The organism is Legionella sp. PC997 (assembly GCF_014109825.1).
GTDB lineage: Bacteria > Pseudomonadota > Gammaproteobacteria > Legionellales > Legionellaceae > Legionella.
In genome coordinates this window covers 2,216,545-2,238,852 of the sequence record NZ_CP059576.1, presented here as the reverse complement: position 1 = coordinate 2,238,852, position 22,308 = coordinate 2,216,545, and the positions used below count along the sequence as shown (strand labels likewise).

The window sequence follows — 22,308 nt, the reverse complement described above, 5'->3', positions numbered from 1 at the left end:
GACCCCAAAAAACGGATATTCCTATGAGCACCTCGGGTTTCATGGGGATTTCCGCTGCGAATTAAAATTTTATACCTCACCACATCCAGAAGAAAAATATCATCTACACTTATTAAGTGATCAATTTACAGAGGATGTGATATGACAATTCGACTAAAACATGAGCATGGGACACTAGAAGCGATCGAGCTTTTTCAGCTACAACACCATTTAGCGCTTCCACATCTTAAGAACTATTTACAATCAAAAGGCTCAAGACAATGCAAATCAATCAAAAAAATTAGCATCGAACAATCCACTTTGGATGATAAAGACTATAGTGCACTCCATGACATTCTAAAATTATCGTCAAAAGTAAGCGAGGTTTCCTTTTATTCGAATCATATCGATACCGATCATCTCACCTATTTATTTGAGTCTTTGCCTAATAAAAAACTAAATACAATTCGATGCGTAGATAATTGGATAGGTGAGAAAATTTCTACTCACTTTTTTTCTTTTCTGACCAAAAAGAAACTAACTGTTTTGGATTTATCATTAAACTGGTTACGTGATGCTGGAGTACAATGTTTATTAGACGCACTTGAAACCAATACAAATTTAAATGAATTGGTATTAAGCTGTAATGATTTTAGCTTGGCTGGAACGAAGGCATTGCATCATTACGTATTGAGACACCCTTCATTAAAGATTTTAGATATATCGTACAATAACTTGAACGAAGATTGCGCGAAACACATTGCTGCTATGATCACTAAATCACAATCTTTGACTCATCTTAATCTTAGGAGTAATAAAATTGGTAATGTAGGCGCTGAGTATATTGCACAAGCATTAAAATTAAATACTAATTTAAAATATGTAGATTTGTCCGATAATGGAATTTCAGAAACAGGGCTATCTCAGCTCGTTCGTGAGGCAGACACTCATGATCATCTTGAAGGCTTGGTATTAAAGCATAATGATCTCCCTCCAGGTTTAAAGCCTAGTCGCTCAGACTTGCAAGTTTTTTATTAACATTAGATGCAGAAATATATAACCGTTCAGTGTAGTATTCACCTCCTAGTAGAACGTGAACGGTTATATATTTATCAATGGAGTTTTGCCCATGGGCACTGGTGCTTTTTACCTTTTAAGAGAACGTAGATTTTTGCCTTTTTTTCTGACTCAATTTTTTGGTGCGTTCAACGATAATGCTTTCAAATTAGCAATGCTTACTTTGATTAGTTATCATTTAACTCATGATCAAGCTCAATCTGAATATTACCAAGCTATAGCTGGTGCATTATTCATATCACCATTCTTTCTGCTTTCAGCGACCTCAGGACAATTAGCAGACAAATACGATAAAGCTTTAGTAACCCGAGTGATTAAATTATTAGAAGTATTGTTAATGATTATCGGAAGCTTGGCTCTATATTGGGGCAATATTTTTCTAATGATGTTCACTTTGACAGGGTTGGGTGTACATTCCACCTTTTTTGGACCCATAAAATATGCAATTCTACCAGATCATTTACCCAAAAAAGATTTATTAGGGGCAACTGGATTAATTGATGCGAGTACCTTCATAGCGATTTTATTAGGAACTACAATGGGTTCTTTATCCATTGGAATGAACAATCCAAAGCCCTACCTGGCAGTTTTTTTGACGGTATTAGTTGCAGTGATTGGATTAATTTCCAGTCTGTTTATCCCTAGAGTTCCATCTACGTGTGAAAAAATAAAAATCGATGCCCAGATTTGGCGAGTTACCTATAGGATGTTGAAGCAGGCTACAGAGCATTTCGGTATCTTATTATCTATTTTGATTTTATCTTGGTTTTGGTTATTAGGGACAGTCATTCTAACCAAGCTACCGGACTATACGAATTATGTTTTGGGTGCAAATAATGCCATCTTCGCATTATTTCTTGCTTTGTTCTCCGTAGGAATTGCTTGCGGTTCAGTGACAGTTAACTTTATTTTTAAAGGACGGATTAATTTGTCAATGGTCCCCTGGGCAATGTTCGCTTTTACTTGCTTTTCTATGGATTTGTATTGGGCTACTCCCACAACAGAACAAGGCATCCTCTTTTCTTTAAATAATTTCTTCACCCGATTTGCGCATTGGCGTATTGCTTTTGATTTATTCATGTTGGCTTTTAGTTCCGGCTTATTTTTAGTTCCCCTATATACTTACTTGCAAGTTGCGAGCCCTCCTCATGGTAGAGCCCGAGTTATTGCCACCAATAATATTTACAATTCTCTATTTATGGTTATAGGGACGCTTATGGTCATTGGTTTATTGCACTTTAGTGCTGCAATTCCACAAATTTTTTTAATTTTGAGTTTATTAAATGCTGTTGTTGCATTGTTAGCTAGGATTTATTTAAAGAGGGTGGTTCTGCCAGAAAATAATTAGGATGGGGCCAATAGTCCTGAAGTTAAATGAAATTCCCGCGAATTTAGAGATCTTTCTAATACTATGCCTCGCTAGAAATAGATTTCCGCTTCGCGGCCATGACAGTTTTTCTTTAGACTTAATGGCAGTGGGGCTGATAGCCTGGGTCAGTTTTTACGCTAACCAATCACGGGCAGGCAGAAAATCCGTATATAGTTTTGCTTCTGCGCTATGTGTTTCAGGTTGCCAATTATAGCCCCAAGTAACTTCCGGAGGTAACGACATTAAAATTGACTCCGTCCTTCCATTCGATTGTAAACCAAATAAGGTTCCTCGGTCATAAATCAGATTGAATTCCACATATCGCCCTCTTCGGTAATTTTGAAAAGTTTTCTCTTTTTCACCAAAAGGGTGGGATTTGCGACGGGATACGATTGGAGCATAAGCCTCAATATAGTGATTACCTATGCTTTGCATTAAAGCAAAACTATGATCAAAACTTATTTCATTATAATCATCAAAAAATAAACCACCAATTCCACGTGCTTCATTTCGATGTTTAATGAAAAAATATTCATCACACCATTGTTTAAATTTAGGGTAAATCGTTTGGCCAAAAGGCTCGCAGGCTCGCAAAGCAATTTGATGCCAATGTTTGCAATCTTCTTCAAAACCGTAGTAGGGCGTTAAATCAAATCCTCCACCAAACCACCAAACGGGCTCAGCTCCATCTTTCTCTGCAAGAAAAAAACGTACATTTGCATGCGATGTAGGTACATAGGGATTATCTGGATGAATGACTAATGATACGCCTAGGGCATTAAAATTCCTACCCGCTAATTCAGGACGATGGGCACTTGCTGAAGCCGGAAGATGAGCTCCGGTTACATGAGAAAAATTGACACCTGCTTTTGCAAAAACCGCCCCTCCAGTTAAAACACGAGTCATTCCGCCACCACCCGAGGGTCGTTTCCAGGAATCTTCCATAAAATGAGCTTGACCATCAAGATTCTCGAGTCGCGAGCAAATTGTATTTTGTAATTGTAAGAGATAGGTTTTTACTTGTTCTATAGCGTTTTCAGGAAGAGTATGTTTTTTTGACATGGTTGAGCCTCACCAGGTTATAACTCGCTCATTTTCTCATTTATTTGAAATTGGCACAATGTTTGCTTTTCTTGTGGTACTTATTTTAAAAGGAGGACATATGGCGTTAGATTTGGATTCATATTTTGGAATACATGCTAAAGCTCTAGTCGCTCGTGATCATAGGGCTTCACAGTTAGCGAATAACTTGGCTAATGTAAACACACCCAATTATAAAGCTCAAGATGTCGATTTCAATGAATTTTTAGCAGCGAGTATGGCTGGCAGTGCACAGAAGATGGAGGTTACTTCTCCGAATCATATCGATACAAATGCCGATTTTGCAGCGAATTTGAAATATCGGGTTACTTCTCAAATGTCTTTAGATGGTAATACCGTGGATAAGGATTTGGAAACCACAGAATTTGCCAAGAACTCACTTCATTATCAAGCCAGTTTGAGTTTTCTGGATAATAAAATCAAGTCCATGATGCTTGCGCTGAAAGGAGAATAAGCATGACATTAAGTGCAGTTTTTAATATTGCAGGTTCTGCATTGACCGCTGAAACAGCTCGTTTAACAACAAGTGCTCAGAATATGAGTAATGCTAACGTAGAAACAGGTAATGCTGACGAAGTGTATAAAGCAAAATATCCTATATTCAAAGCGGTACAGCAGCATGCAAATCAGTGGATGGATGAGCAAATATCTGGAGGCGTTCAGCTAAAGGGAACTTATGAAAGTACTTTAGATCCGATAAAGCATTATGCCCCTGATAACCCCCAAGCAGATCAAAAGGGTTTTGTTTATTCACCGAATGTGAATTATGTTGAAGAAATGGCAAATGTGATTTCTGCATCAAGGTCGTATCAAATGGATGTTGAATTGCTTAATACAACAAAACAACTATTACAAAGGACCTTGAGGTTAGGGGAATAAGGGAGAAAAGGAAATGCCAACAAATTCAGTTAATGGAACTAACACATCGAATCCATCATTTAATCAAATTGATGCGACAGCGAAAAAAAGCTTAGGGCAACAGGATTTCTTACGTTTGATGGTAGCTCAAATTCAAAACCAGGATCCTATGCAACCGCAGGTAAATGGTGAGTTCCTCTCGCAACTAGCGCAGTTTAGCACTAATGATGGCGTTGCTAAAATGCAAGAATCCTTGCAACAAATGGCAACTTCTTTGCAATCAAATCAGGCCTTACAAGCTTCAGCTTTAGTTGGTCGCAAGGTTTTGGTAAATAGTAACGCGCTTCAACTTGGAGTAGAAGGAGATGCGAAAGCAGCCGTCGATATTCCTCCTGGACTCAGTAATTTGAATGCCTCCATTTATTCAGAATCCGGTGAACTTATAAAAACCATTCCATTAGGCCAACCTACACCTGGATTTTTTCAGTTTAATTGGGATGGTACAGGAAACGACAGCAATCGAGTAAAAGAAGGTAAATATAAAATTGAGGTGCATGCTGTTTATGGAGGGCAAGAAGTATCATTAAAAACGATGACTTCCACAAATGTTGATAGCGTAAGCCTTGGTCAAAATGGAGAGGGCTTAAAATTGAATGTAGCAGGGATTGGACCAATATCATTGGATCAGGTTAGACAAATTTCAGTTTAAAAGCAGGAGGCTAAGATGATTTTTGACGCAGCATTAAGTGGACTTCAGGCAGCAACCAGTAACTTAGACGTTATTGGTAATAATATTGCAAACTCTTCGACTATAGGATTTAAGGGATCTCGTGCCAATTTTGGTGATATTTATGCCTTTGGTGGATATGGGAGCTTTGGCTCCGGTAGCACAGCTATTGGTGGTGGCGTAATGTTGACTCAAGTTCAGCAATCCTTTGCATCTGGAAATTTAACCAATAGCACAAATAGTTTGGATCTGGCAGTGAATGGTTCTGGATTTTTCATTTTAAACAATCCAGGGGGGGGCGCTGTATATACCCGTGCAGGTCAGTTTAATTTAGACAACCAAAATTATATTACTAATGCTAATGGACAATATCTTACTGGACTGCTTGCGGATGGCCAAGGAAATATTACCGGAACGTCAGGGAATTTAAAGATAAGTACGGAAAATATAAGCCCACAGGCGAGCACTATGGTAACGACTGGGGTGAATTTAAATTCACAAAGCACTCCTCCGGCAATTGATTGGGTAGGGGGGGCTTCACCACTGAGCAGTTCTTATAATAATCCCACCGCATTAACTATTTACGATAGTTTGGGGAATTCTCATGTACTTAGTATGTTTTTTATCAAAGCAGATTCCGCGGCAGCAGTGGGGCAACCTAATGCTTCAACTCCTGCGGGTACAGAGAATCAATGGTATGTTGCTTTTCAAATTGACAACCAAAATGTACCTACGAATGTAGGTACAGATAATACAACGAACTTGTTTGAAGTGAATTTTAATTCGGATGGATCATTTGCTGGAGTCGCAAGCCCAGGAGGCACCCCTATTGGAAATAACTTGATTCCATTATCACTTAACTTAAATAATGGTGCTGATCCTTTAAGTTTGAATATTGACTTATCCGACAGTACACAGTTCGGAAGTCCATTTTCTGTTCAATCGAGTGCCCCCAATGGTTATACAACTGGAAGTTTGGCTAGCCTAAGTATCGATGATTCGGGCCTTATTTTAGGAATTTATACCAATGGTCAGTCTATGGCTATGGGCCAAATTCAATTGGCAAATTTCGCTGATCCTACTGGTCTGCAGAATATGGGAAATGTGTGCTGGGGTGAAACTTCAGCTTCAGGACAACCCTTAATTGGTGTGGCAACAACTGGAGGATTAGGCGCAATCAAATCGGGGATGTTGGAGCAATCTAATGTTGATTTAACCAGCGAACTTGTTGATTTGATTAGTGCTCAACGCGATTTTCAAGCGAATGCTCAGTCAATTCGTGCGGGTGATACGATTACACAAACAATTATTAATATGCGTTAGGAGATAAACCATGGATCCTATCTTATATAATGCAGCAGGGGGTGGAAGAACCGGTTTTAAACGTCAGGAGATAATCGCCAATAATTTGGCGAATGTGAATACTCCTGGCTTTAAAGCGGACCTGTACCAAGCACAAACATTGTATGCAAATATGAACGGATCCAATGGTGGACCAGCTTTCGCAATACAAAACCCCAGTACAGTTGATTTAAGTCCTGGGGATATTATGACCACAGGGCGGAATTTAGACATAGCGATTGAAGGCAATGGCTGGTTTGCTGTAGGTACTGGTCAAGGTCAAGAAGCGTATACTAAAGCAGGTAATCTACGATTGGATGTTAATGGTTTATTAACTACGGCATCTGGCCATCCTGTTTTAGGTAATGGAGGTCCCATTTCTATACCTCCAGCTCAATCCATCGATATAGGAACCGATGGAACGATTACCGTGGTTCCGCAGGGTGGGGATCCTAAAAGTGCGGTGATACTCGATAGGATTAAATTAGTAACACTGGATAAAAATAATATTATTAAAAATTCAGAGGGATTATTCCAATTGAAAAATGGCGGAGCTCCAACTGCTGCTGATGGGAATGTTAAAGTTAAAAGCGGAGCTATTGAAGGCTCTAATGTGAATGCCGTTGATCAAATGGTAGAGATGATTACTTCAGGACGAGAGTATGATTCCCATATGAAATTGATTGCGACAATGGAAGACAATCTTCAGAAATTGGCACAAGTATTGCAGGTATGAATACCATTTATTAGAAAAATAAGAATAATTGCGGAGGGAGCTCCATGGAACCAGCATTATGGGTCAGTAAATCAGGCTTGGAAGCACAAGAAAAGAATATTGCAACAATTGCTAACAATTTAGCAAACGTAAATACCACTGGATTTAAAAAGGATAGGGCAATATTTCAAGATCTACTTTATCAAAACTCAAGCCAAGCTGGAGCTCAATCTTCAGAAAACTCATTAATTCCTACAGGAATAAATGCAGGTTCAGGGGTGCATCTAGCAGCCACAGAAAAAATATTTGAGCAAGGAAGTGTGCAAAATACCCGAAACCCTTATGATTTGATGATCCAAGGTCAAGGATTTTTTACGATTTTAATGCCAGATGGTACGCAAGCTTATACACGTGATGGAACTTTTACAGTGGATAGCACAGGACAGCTTGTAGATATGAATGGGTATCCGCTGCAACCTGCGATAAATATTCCTAACCAAACCTTAGGGGTAACTATAAGTACGGACGGGGTAGTGAGTGCTACAGTCGTTGGAAGCAATACCCCAACAGTATTGGGAAGCATTCAGTTAGCTAATTTTACCAACCCAACCGGACTTCAACCTATAGGACAAAATCTATTTATAGAAACTGCTTCAAGTGGCGCCGCAACCTTGAATAATCCAGGAACATCAGGTGTAGGTACTTTATTGCAAGGCTCTCTAGAGGCGTCTAATGTGAATGTCGTTGAAGAACTAGTTAATATGATTCAAGCCCAAAGAAGCTATGAGATTACAGCAAAGGGGATCCAGACAGTGGATAACATGCTGCAATACTTAAATCAAACTGTTTAAGAAGATTTCATTGATGAAATTATTTAATTTGCTTGTTATAAGCTCAGTCGCCATTTTTTTGGGGGGGTGTGAACTTTTAAATCCCCCTCAACGCGGGAAGGATCCTGAGTATGCACCTACATATCCTACAACGCCCGATCCGAAAGAGTTGAGGAAAGAGTCTGGTGCAATTTATAGTGCTGAAACTGCGTTACCTCTTTTTGAAACACCTAGAGCGAGACATCCCGGCGATATCATCACAGTATTCTTAGTCGAAAGTACTAACGCTTCAAAAAATGCAACATTGCAACAGATGAAAACCGATACCAACGTAATTAAAAATAAACTCTTTTTGGGAAGGCCAATCTCTTTTGGTAATGGGTACAGTATGGACTTTGATTTGAACAACCAGAGACAGTTCAATGGTTCTGCACAAGCAGTACAGAATAATAAGTTGGCTGGAAGTATTTCGGTTACCGTATCTGAAGTGTTGGCGAATGGAAATATGGTAGTGCAAGGTGAAAAATGGGTTAAAATCGACCAAGGGGAAGAGTATGTACGTGTTTCCGGAATTATCCGGCCTCAGGATGTTCGTGCTGACAACTCCATAACTTCAGATCGTCTGGCAAATGCTCGTATTGCTTATGGGGGTACAGGACAGGTTAATAATACGAATGCTCAAGGATGGTTGGCACGATTTATGTGGGGGCCTTTGTTCCCAACCTAATCGGGTTGATATCTGATACGATGAAATTCAGAAGACACAGAGTATTCACTTGTTTGCCCAGTTAGAGCGGAAAAAGAAGATAGGATTTGCATTAATAAGAGTTCTTCATTTAAGGAATCGTAATGCGGCGATTGCTGATAATCACATGGATGTTGCTCATGAACCTGATCTCAAATCTGGTTTATGCGGAACGTATTAAAGATATTGCTACCCTTGCTGGTGTTCGTACCAACCAGTTGATTGGTTATGGTTTGATTGTTGGCTTAAACGGTACAGGAGATAAAACCGGTACGCGATATACTGAAGATACGTTTGCAAACATGCTTACCCAATTAGGTGTGAATATACAGCCAGGTACCAAACTTAATTCAAAAAATATGGCAGCAGTGATGGTGACCGCGAGTTTGTCTTCTTTTATGAAAAAGGGTCAATCTATGGATGTCAATATTTCGTCAATTGGTGACTCGAAAAGTTTGTTAGGTGGGACTTTATTAATGACCCCATTAAAAGGAGCCGATGGACGAGTTTATGCAATAGCCCAAGGAAATGTAATCGTATCCGGTGTCAGTGCTGCAGGAAGTGATGGTTCAAGCGTTACTGTAAATGTTCCTAGCGGGGGACGAATTCCTAATGGTGCAACAATTGAAGCTGATATTCCCAACCCTTTTTATTTTACAAAAGAATTAACCTTTAATTTGCATTCTCCTGATTTTACAACTGCAAAACGCATGAGCGATGCCATTAATGAAATGATGGGGCCCGGGACAGCAAGAGCTTTGGATGCTGCATCTGTAGTGGTTACGGCCCCCCAAAAAATGTCGCAGCGAGTGGATTATGTATCGGTGCTGGAAAATATAGAATTCAAGCCTGCTGAAGCCATCGCTAAAATTATTATCAATGCCCGTACAGGAACGGTAGTGATTTCATCCAATGTCGTTGTTAAATCCGCAGCCGTTTCACATGGTAATTTGGTGGTTAGTGTGACGGAAACTCCTGTGATAAGCCAACCAAATGCATTTGCAAATGGAAGAACCGTTTCAACACAACAATCACAGGTATCCATTGAACAGAAAAATAATCATGCTTTTGTCTTGCCACCGGGTGTGACATTAAAAGACATTGTTAGAGGTATTAATGCTGTAGGCGCAACACCAGCTGATGTGATTGCCATACTTGAAGCGCTACAACAAGCCGGTGCGTTAAATGCTACGTTAATTGTGATATAAGAGGGAAACCTATCAAGGCTCATATAATTTTTTGATCTGTGGTACGCCTTGAATATGGAAGGATTTGATCCATTGAAAAAAGGATTAACATGACGGTACATGGAATTGCCACCAGTGATTTTAATGCATTAAATGAACTAAAAGTTCAGGCTCAAAATGATGCAAAAGAAGCACTACCTGAGGCAGCGAAGCAATTTGAAGGAATATTCATACAGTCTATGTTGAAAAGTATGCGTATGGGACAACATTTTCTTGAAGAGTCGAGTCCATTTAGAGGTAAAGATCGGGAAACTTTTCAAGATATGTTGGATGCTCAATATGCAAGCACTATTGCAAACTCAAAGAGTATTGGTTTGGCAGATATGCTTACACGACAAATGGAGCATAATTTGTCTTCATCCGAACAACCCAACAAAATGACTCCGCCTAAAAGCGTGGGTTCTCCTTCATTGCCTACTCCCACCACTCAGGCTCAACCCGATACGCCACCAAATACAATTGATGAGTTCGTCAAATCAATTTGGCCTCAAGCTAAACAAGCCGCATCGCTTATTGGTTTAGATCCTAAAGTTTTAATCGCACAAGCTGCATTAGAAACAGGGTGGGGGAAATTTGTTACTAAGGATGTTGATGGCAGTAGCAGTAACAATTTATTCAACATTAAATCAGGTAGTACCGAACTTGAAACAGTTCAAGTTAAAACAACAGAATATATCGCAGATACCCCAATTAAGGTAAACGCATCATTCAAAAAATATTTAACTACGGAACATAGTTTCAATGATTATATTTCCTTAATCAAGGACAACGAACGATATCAAAATGCTTTGGCCAGCACTGCAAATCCTGAGCTCTATGTCAATGAATTACACAAAGCAGGTTATGCGACTGACCCTAAGTATGGTGCTAAGATTTTATCAATTTATCATGGTGAGGAGTTGAAGCAGGCAATCCAACGCTGTGAATTATCAGAGCAAATTTGAAACAATATTGCGCTGAGAGTGGATTGATTAAGTATATTAACTATTAAACAAGAAGTTATAAGACATTTGAATATTAGGTCAGGGAGCGAGTAACCATGTCAATACTAAGTATTGCTTATTCAGGAATGAGTGCTTTTCAAAACGCATTGAGCGTTACTGGAAATAATATTGCTAATGTCAAAACGCGTGGATATTCAAGACAGAGTATTCAATTTGCTCCAACTCCATCACGGAGCTTTGCCGGCTCTTTCATTGGCACAGGGGTCGCAGTCAATAATGTTTATCGCAATGTTGATCAGTTTGCTAATGCGCAAGTGAGAAGTACATTAAGCATTAAATCCCAATATGATACATTTTATCAGCAAGCTCTGCAGATTAATAAATTACTTTCTCAGGATGGCAGTAGTTTATCTTCCTCATTACAGTCTTTTTTTGACTCGTTAGGCCAACTTAATAATGCACCAGACAGCGTCGCATCAAGAAATGTTGCCATGAGTCAAAGCCAATTGTTAGCCAGTCAATTTTTATTCTTACAACAAAATTTGGATCAATACCAAGAAAACTCAACAGCCCAGATTAAAGAAATAGCAGGTAAAATCAATCAACTAACAGCAAACATTGCAGCAGTAAACGCACAAATAATGAACTCACCCAACTCACCTGAATTATTGGATCAACGAGATGAATTACTTAAGCAGTTGTCTGAATTCTCCGATTTAACTGTAATTGAACAGGACAATGGGCTGGTGAATGTGGGTATTGGTAGTGGTCAAATGTTGGTAATTGGGACGACCCAAAGAGCTTTGTCTGTGAGTTATGATCAACTCACAGCTCAAGGGACTCGTATTTCTTTGGATTCGGGTGCGGGACAAACAGATATTACAAATCAATTAGACAGCGGCACCTTAGGTGGCTTATTGAATTATGAACGAAATATTTTATCTAAATCTAGCCAAATTATAGGACAAATGGCGATTGGATTGGCTCAGACATTCAATGCTCAAAATCGCTTGGGCATGGATTTGAATAATCAGCTAGGCCAGAATATTTTTACGGACTACAACAGTCAATCTTTGCAATTAAATCGGGCGGTTGCTGCAGCAACAAACGGCGGATCAGGAGTGTTGTCCGTGAATATTTCTGATATTTCCCAAACCAAAATTAGCGATTATCAATTAGTTGTTACTAATGCAGGAACTAATCAGATAGCACTCATCCGTGATTCAGATGGGTCAGCAGTCACATTAAATTGGAGTAGTAACCCACCCGCTCCCCCTGCGGGGCAAATTGTCGTCGATGGGATGACTATTATCGTGGACAACATTGCTAATCTTGCTGATAATGATACTTTTACAATCATGCCAACGCGTGGGGCTGCTGCGAATTTCTCTCTTTTGGTGAGCGATCCTCGCCAATTAGCTCTAGCATCACCAGTACAAACTAGTGCTTCCCTAAACAATACAGGAAACGGAACAATTGATTTAGGAGCTGTGTTCAATACTAACGAGGTCACAAAACAATATACCATTGATTTTATTTCACCGACCCAATTCAATTTGGTTAACGTTACAGATGGTATTACAAGTGGCCCAATCACATACGTGCCAAATACAGACAATGTGATTCAGATTCCAGATAGCATCAATCCGTCGTACTCTATTAGATTATCCGGTGCTCCAAATACCGGCGATCAGTTTGTGGCCCAGTATAATCAAGGAGGATATGGTGATAATCGTAATGGCTTACTTTTAGCCGAAGTTCAACAGCAAAGTATTTTTTCTAATGGTAATGAAACAATTTTTGATGTTTATTCTGATTTACTTTCTGAAACAGGAAGTCAAACTAATGAGGCTAAAAATCGTGCTGATGCGTTTCAAGTTTTATATAAGCAATCTGTGGATTATCAAGAGAGCATAAGTGGTGTCAATTTGGATGAAGAGGCGCAAAATTTACTTCAATTCAAACAAGCTTATGAAGCTGCAGGAAAGCTAATGGAAATTGCCAATCAAATGATGGAACTACTTTTTCAAATAATGAGGTGATAAATGCGTATTTCGACGAATCAAATTTATCAGAATAGCTTGAATAGTTTATTGAACAAACAAGAGCGAGTAGCGAAACTTCAGGAGCAACTCAACGAAAATTTTTTAAAGGTACGATACTCATCTGACGATCCTATCGCGTTCGCACAGATTGAACTCATGAATCAACGAATAAATACTACTCAACTTCTACAAAAAAATCGTGAAAGTGCTGATAGTGCGTTAAGTATGGAGGAGTCTATTTTAAATGATTGCACCATCAGTTTACAACGCTTACGAGAAATTCAAGTTAAAGCTGGAAATTCGACATTATCAGAACAAGATCGTAAAGCATTGGCCATTGAGGCCAATATTATATTGAAAGAATTGCTTGATTATGCGAATTCCAAAGATATCAATGGCGATTATATGTTTAGTGGGGGACAGACTTCTACTTTGCCTTTTTCAATCAATACTTCGGGGCAATATGTATACAATGGTGATAGTACACAACGTTTTCAGCTTGTAGGAAGCAGCCTACAAATGCCCATAAACGATCCTGGGGAGGATCTGTTCATGCGTATACCCAATGGAAATGGAAGTTTTACAATCAAGCAATCTGCAACGCCAAATACTGGAACTGCTTCATTAAATACGGGTTCAGTAATTACCCCTTCAGCGTATGTACCGGATAATTACACAATGAGTTTTGCATTGAACTCCCAGGGAAATTTGGTCGTCATGGTTAGTGGTGCAACGAGCGGTAATGTCATCCCTCCTACGGGTTTACCGGATGATGCACCTTTATATCAAGATGGAATGACGGTTAGTTTTAATGGAATGGAAATGGCTATTTCGGGTTTGCCGAATGCTGGTGATTCTTTTTTAATTACTCCATCTCAAAATGAATCAGTTTTTGCCACTATACAAAACATGATTAATAATTTAAATCAACCTTATTCAACTGCCACCGAAAAGGCAGCAGCTACGACTGTAAATAATCAAATTTTAGCCCAAATAGATAGTGCTTTGAGTACCATCCTTGATGCCCGAGCCAATCTGGGAGCACGTTTAAATCAGTTGGAACATGCTGAAACAGCAAATTCCGATATAATTGAGCAAAGTCAAATAATTTTAAAGCGCTTGCAAGAAGTAGATCCTTTAGCTGCTGCAACGGAGTTCAAACAGGAACTGTACAATTTAGAGGTCGCACAACAAAGTTTTGTGCTCATTCAGGGATTATCTCTTTTTAATTTTATTTAATCTTTGGATTGGCATACTCATAAAACAATTCCATACTCAGATTTCGTTGTCCTTTGGCTTTGAGTAGAAAAGGGAAATCTGCTTAATTCTGCTTTTAATTCATTACCCAATTAGTGCATATCATTGTGCCAAGAATATTTTTCTTTGGAGCCATGGCCTAATCTATCACGCATCTTATCCTAGTTCGAACGTAGTAATTCCATAAATTCCTTCGGTATACAGTTTAGGAGCTCCTTTTAAATACATTCTTGCTGTTTCGAATATTTTGGACATCTTAAATTTATTAACCAAATGAACGGCAAAAGGATTACTCTCGACAATATCTAGAAAGACAATCTCTCCTTGAGCGTATTCGACTAATTGTTCAAAAAGTTTCTGGGCAATAGTAGGCGTATCTGCGAAGAGTGGGCCTATTTTATAACCCTCAAAACATTTTCTGATTACTCCATAACCCATTAGCTGTCGTTCCGAAACAAAACCAAGTGCTAATGCAGTACTCTGTTTAATCCATTCTGAAAGAAATTTAGGTCTTGATGCAGGAAAATACTGCTTATCATATTGAATTAGTTGTTCAAAAGGTACGGTATTCAGATCAACTAAGTGGGGATCTACTTTTGGTCTTAATCGGGGATGCTTTAAAGCATAGCGGGCATTGTTATGCGCAAGTCGATAACCAATGTGCGCATAGTTATTGACCATAGAAAATACCCCATCAATCCCCGCATTGCGATTATTAATATAGTTAAGACGAGCAGTGGTTAACTTCATTCCGTATCCTTGAGAACGATACTTTTTATCAACGATATAAAGTCCACAAAAAGCAAAGTGTGCGTCATAAACTACAGCGGAACCAACTGCAATAATTTGATTATTTAATTTACCAGCAAAGAATCCTTGAGGATCAGCTTGGTAAAAACATTCTGCATCATTTAATCCTGGGTTCCAGCCTTCTTTTCGTGCCCAATCTATAGCAATTCCAACTTCTTCACGGGTCATTCGTTCGATATGATATTGGAGCATGATGTTACTTTTATGAAAGAATATATATTAAAGTAAATATCAAAATAATAACTAAAGCAAACAGGATTCTTTTATTTTTATGCGATAAATTTCAAATACTATTTAATCGTTTTAATTTCATTTTTCACTATATTAAAGAGATACTAAATACTAAAAATTCCTGTATCATAATTCTCTTTAGTCTATGTAAGGAAGCATTATGAATTTCAATATTAGGAATACCCTAGGCCCCTTATTTCTCATTCTTTCATGCCCTGTTTTTGTTATGTTGATGTGGTACACCAATACTCAGCTCCAAGGGTCCTTGTCTGCTTTGTGGGAGTTAATGATTAGGGATGGTTTTTACCAAACAGTAGTTTCAGTTTGGAAACCGTATTTTTGGGGGTCTGCAATAGCTTGGAAGATTATTTTAATTTTTACGGTATTTGAACTGGCTTTAATGAAAATTTTGCCGGGTAAAAAATTTGAAGGACCTATTACACCCAAAGGGAATATCCCTGTTTATAAAGATAATGGAGTCCTGGCATTTATTGTCACAATGACAAGCTTTTGCATCGCATCGTTTGGCTTCAATCTATTTTCAGCTTCTATACTTTATGACAATATGGGGGCTCTTTTTGGCGCGTTGAATTTATTTAGCCTTATCGTTTGTGTTTTTTTGTATATTAAAGGACGTTTTTTCCCCTCATCGACAGATTCAGGTATAACAAATAATATTTTATTTGATTACTACTGGGGAACAGAGCTTTATCCTCAAATCCTGGGATGGAGCATCAAAAAATTCATTACATGTCGTTTTGGGATGATGAGTTGGGGGCTGTTTCTTATTTCTTATTGTGCCAAGCAAGCTGAGTTAGGCGGATTATCTAACTCAATGATGATTTCAGTCCTCCTACAATTTGTCTATCTGAGCAAATTTTATATGTGGGAAAAAGGCTATTTACGCTCTTTAGACATTATGCATGATCGAGCCGGTTTTTATATTTGCTGGGGTTGTATGGTATGGGTGCCTTGCGTTTATACTTCTCCAAGTATGTATCTTGTCCTCCATCCAATCAATTTATCTTTTGTATGGGCTACTCTCATTTTAGGGTTAGGTTTTGCGAGTATAATTATAAATTATCTTGCGGATAAACAAAGACTTATTGCGCGAGCTACCCAAGGTGAATGCAAAATTTGGGGTAAAAAGCCAGTTACGGTGTTGGCTCGTTACGAGACTACAGAAGGTGATAAAAAACAAACCATACTACTGGCTTCAGGGTGGTGGGGGATAGCCAGACATTTCCATTATATTCCAGAGCTGGCTGGTACTTTTTTTTGGTCCGTACCTGCTTTATTTGACAATTTTGCCCCGTACTTTTATCTTTGCTTTTTAACAGTTCTTTTATTTGATAGGGCATTTCGTGATGATAAGCGATGTTCATCTAAGTATGGTCATGATTGGAAAAAATATTGTGAATTGGTTCCCTATAAAATCGTTCCCCTCGTGATTTAATATATGAATTAGACGGTTTATTTCCATACTCCTGGGTAATAGCAAAGCGTCTATCCGGGAGTTTCCTAACTCCATATCAAATAAAAACATTTAACTCTAAATGAGGAGCGATATGCTTTTTTATGTTTTATTTATTATGGGCATTGGTTTTGTTCTGAAAATTTATCAGATGTATCAGAATGCATCTGCTGCACGAATCACCTACCCATCTGCAATGAGCTATCTTTCGTTAATAAAAGATATTACTCTTTTAAGAACCGATCCTTCTGCGAAAACTCAATTACAAACACGTTTTATGACCTTTATAGCCGATCTTGGTTCTCACTCACTTGATGCACAAGGTTCGGGCATTGCGTATTTTAAATTACCTGATCTTACTCCAGTATTCGTATTGTCAAACAAATCTGCAATTCAACAACTGTACGCAAAACCTAATGAAAAGAAATTCGGACAAAGACAGTTTTTTCAACGTTTAGCAGTGATACTTGGCTCTGGTAACCTCATGTCTTCTATACTAGGTTCGGATACTCATTCAAGGATTCGCCAATCCATTCTTTCCCGTAATGAAACAAATAGACCTCACGTAGCCAACATGGTTGCCGCATTTTTTAAAGAATATGAATTGGAACAAGGTCAGCATGGAAGAGCTCTTAGTGAAGTAATGGATAAATTGTCCAGAAGAGTATTGCTCACAACTTATTTTGGAGAGGGTATTATTAAATCTTTTGAAACATTTTATCATCCAAGTTTAACGAAAGAGTTAATTGCTTGTCTTTTTAGTCTAGATCCTATTAAGGATAAGGAGAAAAAAAATCTTATATCTTTAAGAGATAAAACATTTAAATTAGCTTGCCAGGTTATTTTCTCATCCGCTGAATTAACAAAACAACTAATGGAAAAACAAAGTTGGCTTAATTATTTGCTTAGAGTCAGAGTAATAATGAGTACTGATGTAAAGAGTCAATTGCAACAACTCGGAATAGATTCAGAGCAAGAATTAACAGCAGACCAATGTGAATCATTGATAAAGTATTCAATAGAACATGCGGACACTACCTTATTATCAAATTTAGTAAGGGATGTGGTGAATGAAAGTTTATTCATTCCATTATTAGGTTTTGATGCCACAGCCACTGCATTGATTACCGCTTTAAGAATCGCACTTCAGGATAAGCGCATTTACACCATAATAAAACAGGAAATTCAGCAAAAAATTTCTACAAGCGAAGCTTTTGAATTACATTCTCCTTGGGATGCCCGCACAGACAAAGGGGTTTCTTATGCGGAAGCTGTTCTTTTGGAAGCTTTACGATTAGCTCCACCAGCTCCTATTGTGCCAGAAATAGTACATGAATCCATCGATATTGATATAGAGGGTAGTTCACTCACCTTGCCTCCAGGGGCTCTTGTATTTATTCCTATGCAAGGAGTACACACACATGCAAAATATTTTCCTGACATTGTGCTTTCCAGTGAAGGACAGGGAATTTTTGGTAAAAAAGTAATAAGCGCTAACGATATTTTTCCAGAGCGATGGGGCCCAAAAAACAATTCTGACGAATTTTACAATGCGCATTTTTTTGCTGAAACCCCTGTATCCTATGTTCCAAATACCATGGAGAAAGAAGGGCAATTATTACCCTTTAAAACTGGAGCACGTCGTTGTCCAGGCCTTCGAATTGCAATGACTGAAGTAATGGCTTTATTTCGTATGCTAGCTGCCTATAAATTTGAGCTTACAGCCGAAGAGCATTTGGAGTTACACTTTAATTATGAGACACCATTACAAAGGAATGGGGGAATGGGGTTGCTAACAATTAAACCTCGTAAACAATTGGAATTACGGGAAGACCCTTCACCTTATATTGAAAGCAGGGTCAAAGGTCTTAATTTTTTTCCTGATTCCCCTCCATCTAAAGATAAAATAAATGGCTCCTCTTTTTCTATATCGAATAGCCGAGTCTAGTTGTTGGGGCAAGCGAAGGATTAATCAGGGGTTTTGATATTAAATCCGATGATGCTTCTACATACAAAGTAATTGTTCATCAAAAATTAGGAATTGAGGCATAGCACGCTAATAAAATACCCCATAAATGAATGTAATCACCAATTAATATATTTTTTAGATACCATTGGGGTAAACGTTCATTTCTTATATCGCTTTGTAAGTATTTGATAATGGGGACAAATGCGAGAACAAAGAAAACCATGAAAACATGATAAATAAATATGAGTTCCTTGCTATTGCTGTATAGATAGGTTTTATATTGCATTTTCCAAGGAGTGATATAGATAATGATGAATGAAAAGAAAAATACTTTAATGATGCTGGTTAAATCCGTCATAAAAGGAAGTTTTTTTCGACTGGATACAATGTTTTGTCCCGGTGGAGCCAGTGCATTAAAGGAAATGCATTCTATAAGGGCACTTACCAAAAAAAATATGCAGTAAATATAAATACTGGTTGTCGTTAAGGATGGCATAGTTTAAATAGGAATCGAAGCGGCTAAAATAATAAAAATTTGCATATAATTTTACCTCAACAACGACTCGAAGTCGATGCCCTTTTTTTTAAAAAAAAGCTTAGCAAAAGGATTTAAATAAATAGAAAAAATAATTTGAGTCAAGACTGCTTTTTTGATTTTTTATTTGCTAAAATAACTACGGCTAATTTCTTATCTATATCTAATCCTTGTGGATATTTATTCAACTTTTTTTTAAATTTAAATTCAAGCAAATTTGAATACCATTGCTGCGTCTGTCTTTTTTTCATTTTGGGGGTGCTTTGTATCCTTAAAGTTATTCACATTTTCTGTGGATAAGTCTGTTTATAGTCTGTCGAACTCTTGTAAACTTTAAGAAATTCAATGATGCTGCATATGTTCCATTTTTTTCTTTAAAAATAATTATTGATAAAATAAGCGCTTGCACTCGTGGAGCTCTATTTCAGAGATCAACTAATTTGTTGAATAGAGGCAAGTGAAAACAACAAAATTTAAATCACTTCCTGAGCATGTAAATAGAACACCTGTTGGCTCATTTGAATTTTCCGATAATAGTATTTTATGCATTAATTTCATTCCGCCAGCGGAGTAGCAATTGTTGGATAAGCTACTAAAAACATTACCTATTGTTTTAATTTGTCCAGAATGCTCATAAGCCTCTGCGCATTGGGATGATTGTCCAGAGGGCGGGGAGAGTGCTTTTTCCGCATAGGCATTTTGATAGATTAAGGAAAATATTAGAAGTAGTCCTGTAATATAGTTCATAAGAGTCGTCCTTGTAAGATAATTTTCTTTTATTATAGATTTGAATTTAAAAAGTGAGAAATGAACTTTTGGGATTATTGTCTTTTTATAAAATAGTGTCGTTTAGATATTGAAGTAGTGCTGCTGATTAACATAAATATTCAAAGCCCCATAGCCTTCTTAGGGCTTTGAATATCAATCAATGCTCTTATGAGATACTTGTTAGAGAATCTGGCTACCAATATAAATACTCGCGGCAGCTACTCCTGTTGTAACTACTACTTTAGTAAAGAAACCACACCATGATTCAACAGTTTGTTCGTTTTTTTCTTCATATTGTTCTGCTTCTTTAGGCAGATGATGATTTTTATCGATTTGTTTTCCAAACTTTCCATTAAGAAAAGGGCAACCATCTATGGAAGAATCTTCTTTGTTAGACTCTATAGGGATTAAAGCGTAATCGGTTAAATCACAAGGTACTCTGTAAGAAAGTTCTTTGTAGAGTGAAGGAGCTATTTTTTGGATCACTACACTCAATCCACCATTAATTCCTCTTGAGTGTGCTTTACTTGCAGACGTTTGTTCAAGTTGCTGCAATAGTTCACCCACATTAAATAATCTTTTAAGAGCGTTTAGAGCATCCGGATCAATATCTATAGACTCGCCATTTTCTAATTGGTGAACGATCTTAATAAGATGTTGCGTACCAAATTCCTCTCTGAGGTGAGCAATAATTTCTTCGCAGTAAGGAAATTGTAACCCCAGAATTGGCCCAGATTCATTGCTAGGTAAATGAGAAACTTGTTCCCGAAGATTTAAAAATAACCTTTCATCATTCAAAATAAGTTTGAGGGCTTGGACATTAGGATGTTCATCTTCATAAAGTACGGCATCTCGCAGCAACTGTTCGATGATCATTTGTTCAGAAACAAGAAGAGCTATTGATAATAATGCAGCTGCATTTTTGGGGTTTGTTAAATCAGGATTTGCCAACTGCCCATTAATTCGAACATCAATTAATCCTTCGTCAATTGAAAGGGGATTGTGTTGATCCAAATAAAGCGCAGGGGTGTCATTTTTTTTCTCTAAATCAAAAGCATAGATAACCGCTTTGAGCGTATTTTGATTTGCTGGATAAGAGTTCGTTAATTGTTTTAATAAAGGATGTCTTACACTTTGTGCTAGGGTTGCTTTTAAAGGTTGGATCATTTCAAATGCAAGATTTATGGTTAACAGATCATCTACAATATTTTTATCCTTTGCATCTTTTTGCATTTGCTCAAATACGCGTTTTGTTGTCCTTGAGTCCATTAGTTTTTCAGGATCAAAGCCATATTCTGTTTCTAGAATTTCAAGAAGGATATCCATCGCGTTGAATGAGCGATTCTGTGTATGCAGGATGTGTTCATTTCCTTTCATTAAACCCAGCATTAACAATTTTCCTTGGGCTTCAGGTAAACGTCGAAAACCACTTTTTGAGATTCGGATCACACGAAATATATCTTCAGCGTAACAATGCTCAACAAGTTTTTTATTATCCTCTTTAATAATCCATCCCATTGGTGCTGGCTTTTCATTTACATTAATTACCAGACCATTGTTTTGATAAGTTTGTGTATGTTCAGGATCAAGATCGATTTTAGTAAATGATGGAATAGTGGATGTTTGAATCATAATTCCTGAACGGGTCTTAACAACTTTGTTACCCTGTTCGGAGATAATTTCAAACTCACCGTTATCCAATTCCTCAGTTATACGTTGATATTGTTGGGGATCCACTCCTATGGGATGGCAAAGATAAAGAAAACCTTGCTTGGTTAATTGACTACTTAGATTAATTCCCGTTTGCCAGACTGAATAATGTATGGTGTCCCAAATTGATTCACCTCCATGCAAATCTTGGGTGTTAGGATATTTGAGTGGCTGACTTCGCTCATTTAATATTTTTCCTTTCCCTACAATATAATGACTAGATTGTTCTAAAAATTTCGTCGCTTGGGAGACTGGTGAGATTGCTTTAGAAAGACCAAATAAATCAAGTTCATTTTTCCCTTCGGCAGTATGCTCAGTGGAGTTTTCTTGATAGTCCTTTTCACAGACGGGCTCAATTAAAGCAGCAAACTGAGCCAAACTTAACTGTAATCGAATGGCTAATGCCCCCATTTCGGAAAAATTCTTTCTTAATGCCTCCATTCCATGAATAGAAGTATCATCATATTTAAACCGTGTGCCGGTATATTTAAGTGTAAAGCCTTTTATCGGATCCTGTTTTTGGAACATTCTTCACCTGATACTGATTTGATCTAAAAGGTTTTAAATTATACCGGA

General features: G+C 37.8%; 20 protein-coding genes. 16 read left to right on the top strand and 4 right to left on the bottom strand.

The window, feature by feature from the left end:
* Positions 1-141 precede the first annotated feature (141 nt).
* Positions 142-1,017, top strand: a complete 876-nt coding sequence (locus tag HBNCFIEN_RS09620) for a hypothetical protein (RefSeq protein WP_182390889.1) — start codon at positions 142-144, stop codon at positions 1,015-1,017.
* A 91-nt stretch (positions 1,018-1,108) separates the two neighbouring features.
* Complete coding sequence (locus HBNCFIEN_RS09615) at positions 1,109-2,404, top strand: MFS transporter (RefSeq protein ID WP_182390888.1); 1,296 nt, start codon at positions 1,109-1,111, stop codon at positions 2,402-2,404.
* 153 nt (positions 2,405-2,557) lie between these two features.
* Here HBNCFIEN_RS09615 and hemF read toward each other — a convergent pair whose 3' ends face one another.
* Positions 2,558-3,487: an oxygen-dependent coproporphyrinogen oxidase gene (gene hemF / locus HBNCFIEN_RS09610; RefSeq protein WP_182390887.1), complete on the bottom strand. Its 930-nt coding sequence runs from the start codon at positions 3,485-3,487 to the stop codon at positions 2,558-2,560.
* Positions 3,488-3,587: 100 nt separating this feature from the next.
* Here hemF and flgB point away from each other — a divergent pair, with 100 nt between their 5' ends.
* The 11 genes from flgB (at position 3,588) to flgL (ending at position 14,217) form a co-directional block, all read left to right on the top strand.
* Positions 3,588-3,980, top strand: coding sequence for a flagellar basal body rod protein FlgB (flgB, locus tag HBNCFIEN_RS09605; protein ID WP_182390886.1), 393 nt, complete (start codon positions 3,588-3,590; stop codon positions 3,978-3,980).
* Positions 3,981-3,982: 2 nt separating this feature from the next.
* Entirely contained in the window at positions 3,983-4,405 is a 423-nt protein-coding gene (gene flgC / locus HBNCFIEN_RS09600; protein WP_182390885.1) for a flagellar basal body rod protein FlgC, read from the top strand.
* Between the two features lie 13 nt (positions 4,406-4,418).
* Positions 4,419-5,093, top strand: coding sequence for a flagellar hook assembly protein FlgD (locus HBNCFIEN_RS09595; protein ID WP_182390884.1), 675 nt, complete (start codon positions 4,419-4,421; stop codon positions 5,091-5,093).
* Positions 5,094-5,108: 15 nt separating this feature from the next.
* On the top strand, positions 5,109-6,434 hold the full coding sequence (gene flgE, locus HBNCFIEN_RS09590) for a flagellar hook protein FlgE (RefSeq protein ID WP_182390883.1): 1,326 nt from the start codon (positions 5,109-5,111) through the stop codon (positions 6,432-6,434).
* Between the two features lie 10 nt (positions 6,435-6,444).
* Complete coding sequence (gene flgF, locus HBNCFIEN_RS09585) at positions 6,445-7,188, top strand: flagellar basal-body rod protein FlgF (protein ID WP_182390882.1); 744 nt, start codon at positions 6,445-6,447, stop codon at positions 7,186-7,188.
* Positions 7,189-7,232: 44 nt separating this feature from the next.
* Positions 7,233-8,018, top strand: coding sequence for a flagellar basal-body rod protein FlgG (gene flgG, locus HBNCFIEN_RS09580; protein WP_182390881.1), 786 nt, complete (start codon positions 7,233-7,235; stop codon positions 8,016-8,018).
* A 13-nt stretch (positions 8,019-8,031) separates the two neighbouring features.
* The gene (locus HBNCFIEN_RS09575) at positions 8,032-8,724 is read left to right on the top strand and encodes a flagellar basal body L-ring protein FlgH (RefSeq protein WP_182390880.1); all 693 of its coding nucleotides are present in this window, start codon (positions 8,032-8,034) and stop codon (positions 8,722-8,724) included.
* Between the two features lie 122 nt (positions 8,725-8,846).
* Positions 8,847-9,950, top strand: coding sequence for a flagellar basal body P-ring protein FlgI (locus HBNCFIEN_RS09570; protein WP_182390879.1), 1,104 nt, complete (start codon positions 8,847-8,849; stop codon positions 9,948-9,950).
* 89 nt (positions 9,951-10,039) lie between these two features.
* Positions 10,040-10,933 carry a glucosaminidase domain-containing protein gene (locus tag HBNCFIEN_RS09565; protein WP_182390878.1) on the top strand — a complete coding sequence of 298 codons (894 nt, stop codon included), beginning with the start codon at positions 10,040-10,042 and terminating at the stop codon, positions 10,931-10,933.
* Between the two features lie 95 nt (positions 10,934-11,028).
* Positions 11,029-12,975, top strand: a complete 1,947-nt coding sequence (gene flgK / locus HBNCFIEN_RS09560; RefSeq protein WP_182390877.1) for a flagellar hook-associated protein FlgK — start codon at positions 11,029-11,031, stop codon at positions 12,973-12,975.
* Between the two features lie 3 nt (positions 12,976-12,978).
* Positions 12,979-14,217, top strand: a complete 1,239-nt coding sequence (gene flgL / locus HBNCFIEN_RS09555) for a flagellar hook-associated protein FlgL (RefSeq protein WP_182390876.1) — start codon at positions 12,979-12,981, stop codon at positions 14,215-14,217.
* A 174-nt stretch (positions 14,218-14,391) separates the two neighbouring features.
* Here flgL and HBNCFIEN_RS09550 read toward each other — a convergent pair whose 3' ends face one another.
* Positions 14,392-15,237 carry a GNAT family N-acetyltransferase gene (locus HBNCFIEN_RS09550; protein WP_182390875.1) on the bottom strand — a complete coding sequence of 282 codons (846 nt, stop codon included), beginning with the start codon at positions 15,235-15,237 and terminating at the stop codon, positions 14,392-14,394.
* 199 nt (positions 15,238-15,436) lie between these two features.
* On the opposite strand from HBNCFIEN_RS09550, the gene HBNCFIEN_RS09545 reads away from it, so the two are divergent.
* The 3 genes from HBNCFIEN_RS09545 to HBNCFIEN_RS09535 all read left to right on the top strand — a co-directional run bounded on the left by HBNCFIEN_RS09545 (position 15,437) and on the right by HBNCFIEN_RS09535 (position 19,183).
* Positions 15,437-16,732, top strand: a complete 1,296-nt coding sequence (locus tag HBNCFIEN_RS09545; protein WP_182390874.1) for a 7-dehydrocholesterol reductase — start codon at positions 15,437-15,439, stop codon at positions 16,730-16,732.
* Between the two features lie 112 nt (positions 16,733-16,844).
* Positions 16,845-18,698, top strand: a complete 1,854-nt coding sequence (locus HBNCFIEN_RS09540) for a cytochrome P450 (RefSeq protein WP_182390873.1) — start codon at positions 16,845-16,847, stop codon at positions 18,696-18,698.
* A gap of 329 nt (positions 18,699-19,027) precedes the next feature.
* Entirely contained in the window at positions 19,028-19,183 is a 156-nt protein-coding gene (locus HBNCFIEN_RS09535) for a hypothetical protein (RefSeq protein WP_182390872.1), read from the top strand.
* A gap of 506 nt (positions 19,184-19,689) precedes the next feature.
* On the opposite strand, the gene HBNCFIEN_RS09525 is transcribed toward HBNCFIEN_RS09535, so the two are convergent.
* Entirely contained in the window at positions 19,690-20,001 is a 312-nt protein-coding gene (locus HBNCFIEN_RS09525) for a hypothetical protein (protein WP_182390870.1), read from the bottom strand.
* 201 nt (positions 20,002-20,202) lie between these two features.
* Complete coding sequence (gene ceg17, locus HBNCFIEN_RS09520; RefSeq protein WP_182390869.1) at positions 20,203-22,260, bottom strand: Dot/Icm T4SS effector Ceg17; 2,058 nt, start codon at positions 22,258-22,260, stop codon at positions 20,203-20,205.
* Positions 22,261-22,308 lie beyond the last annotated feature (48 nt).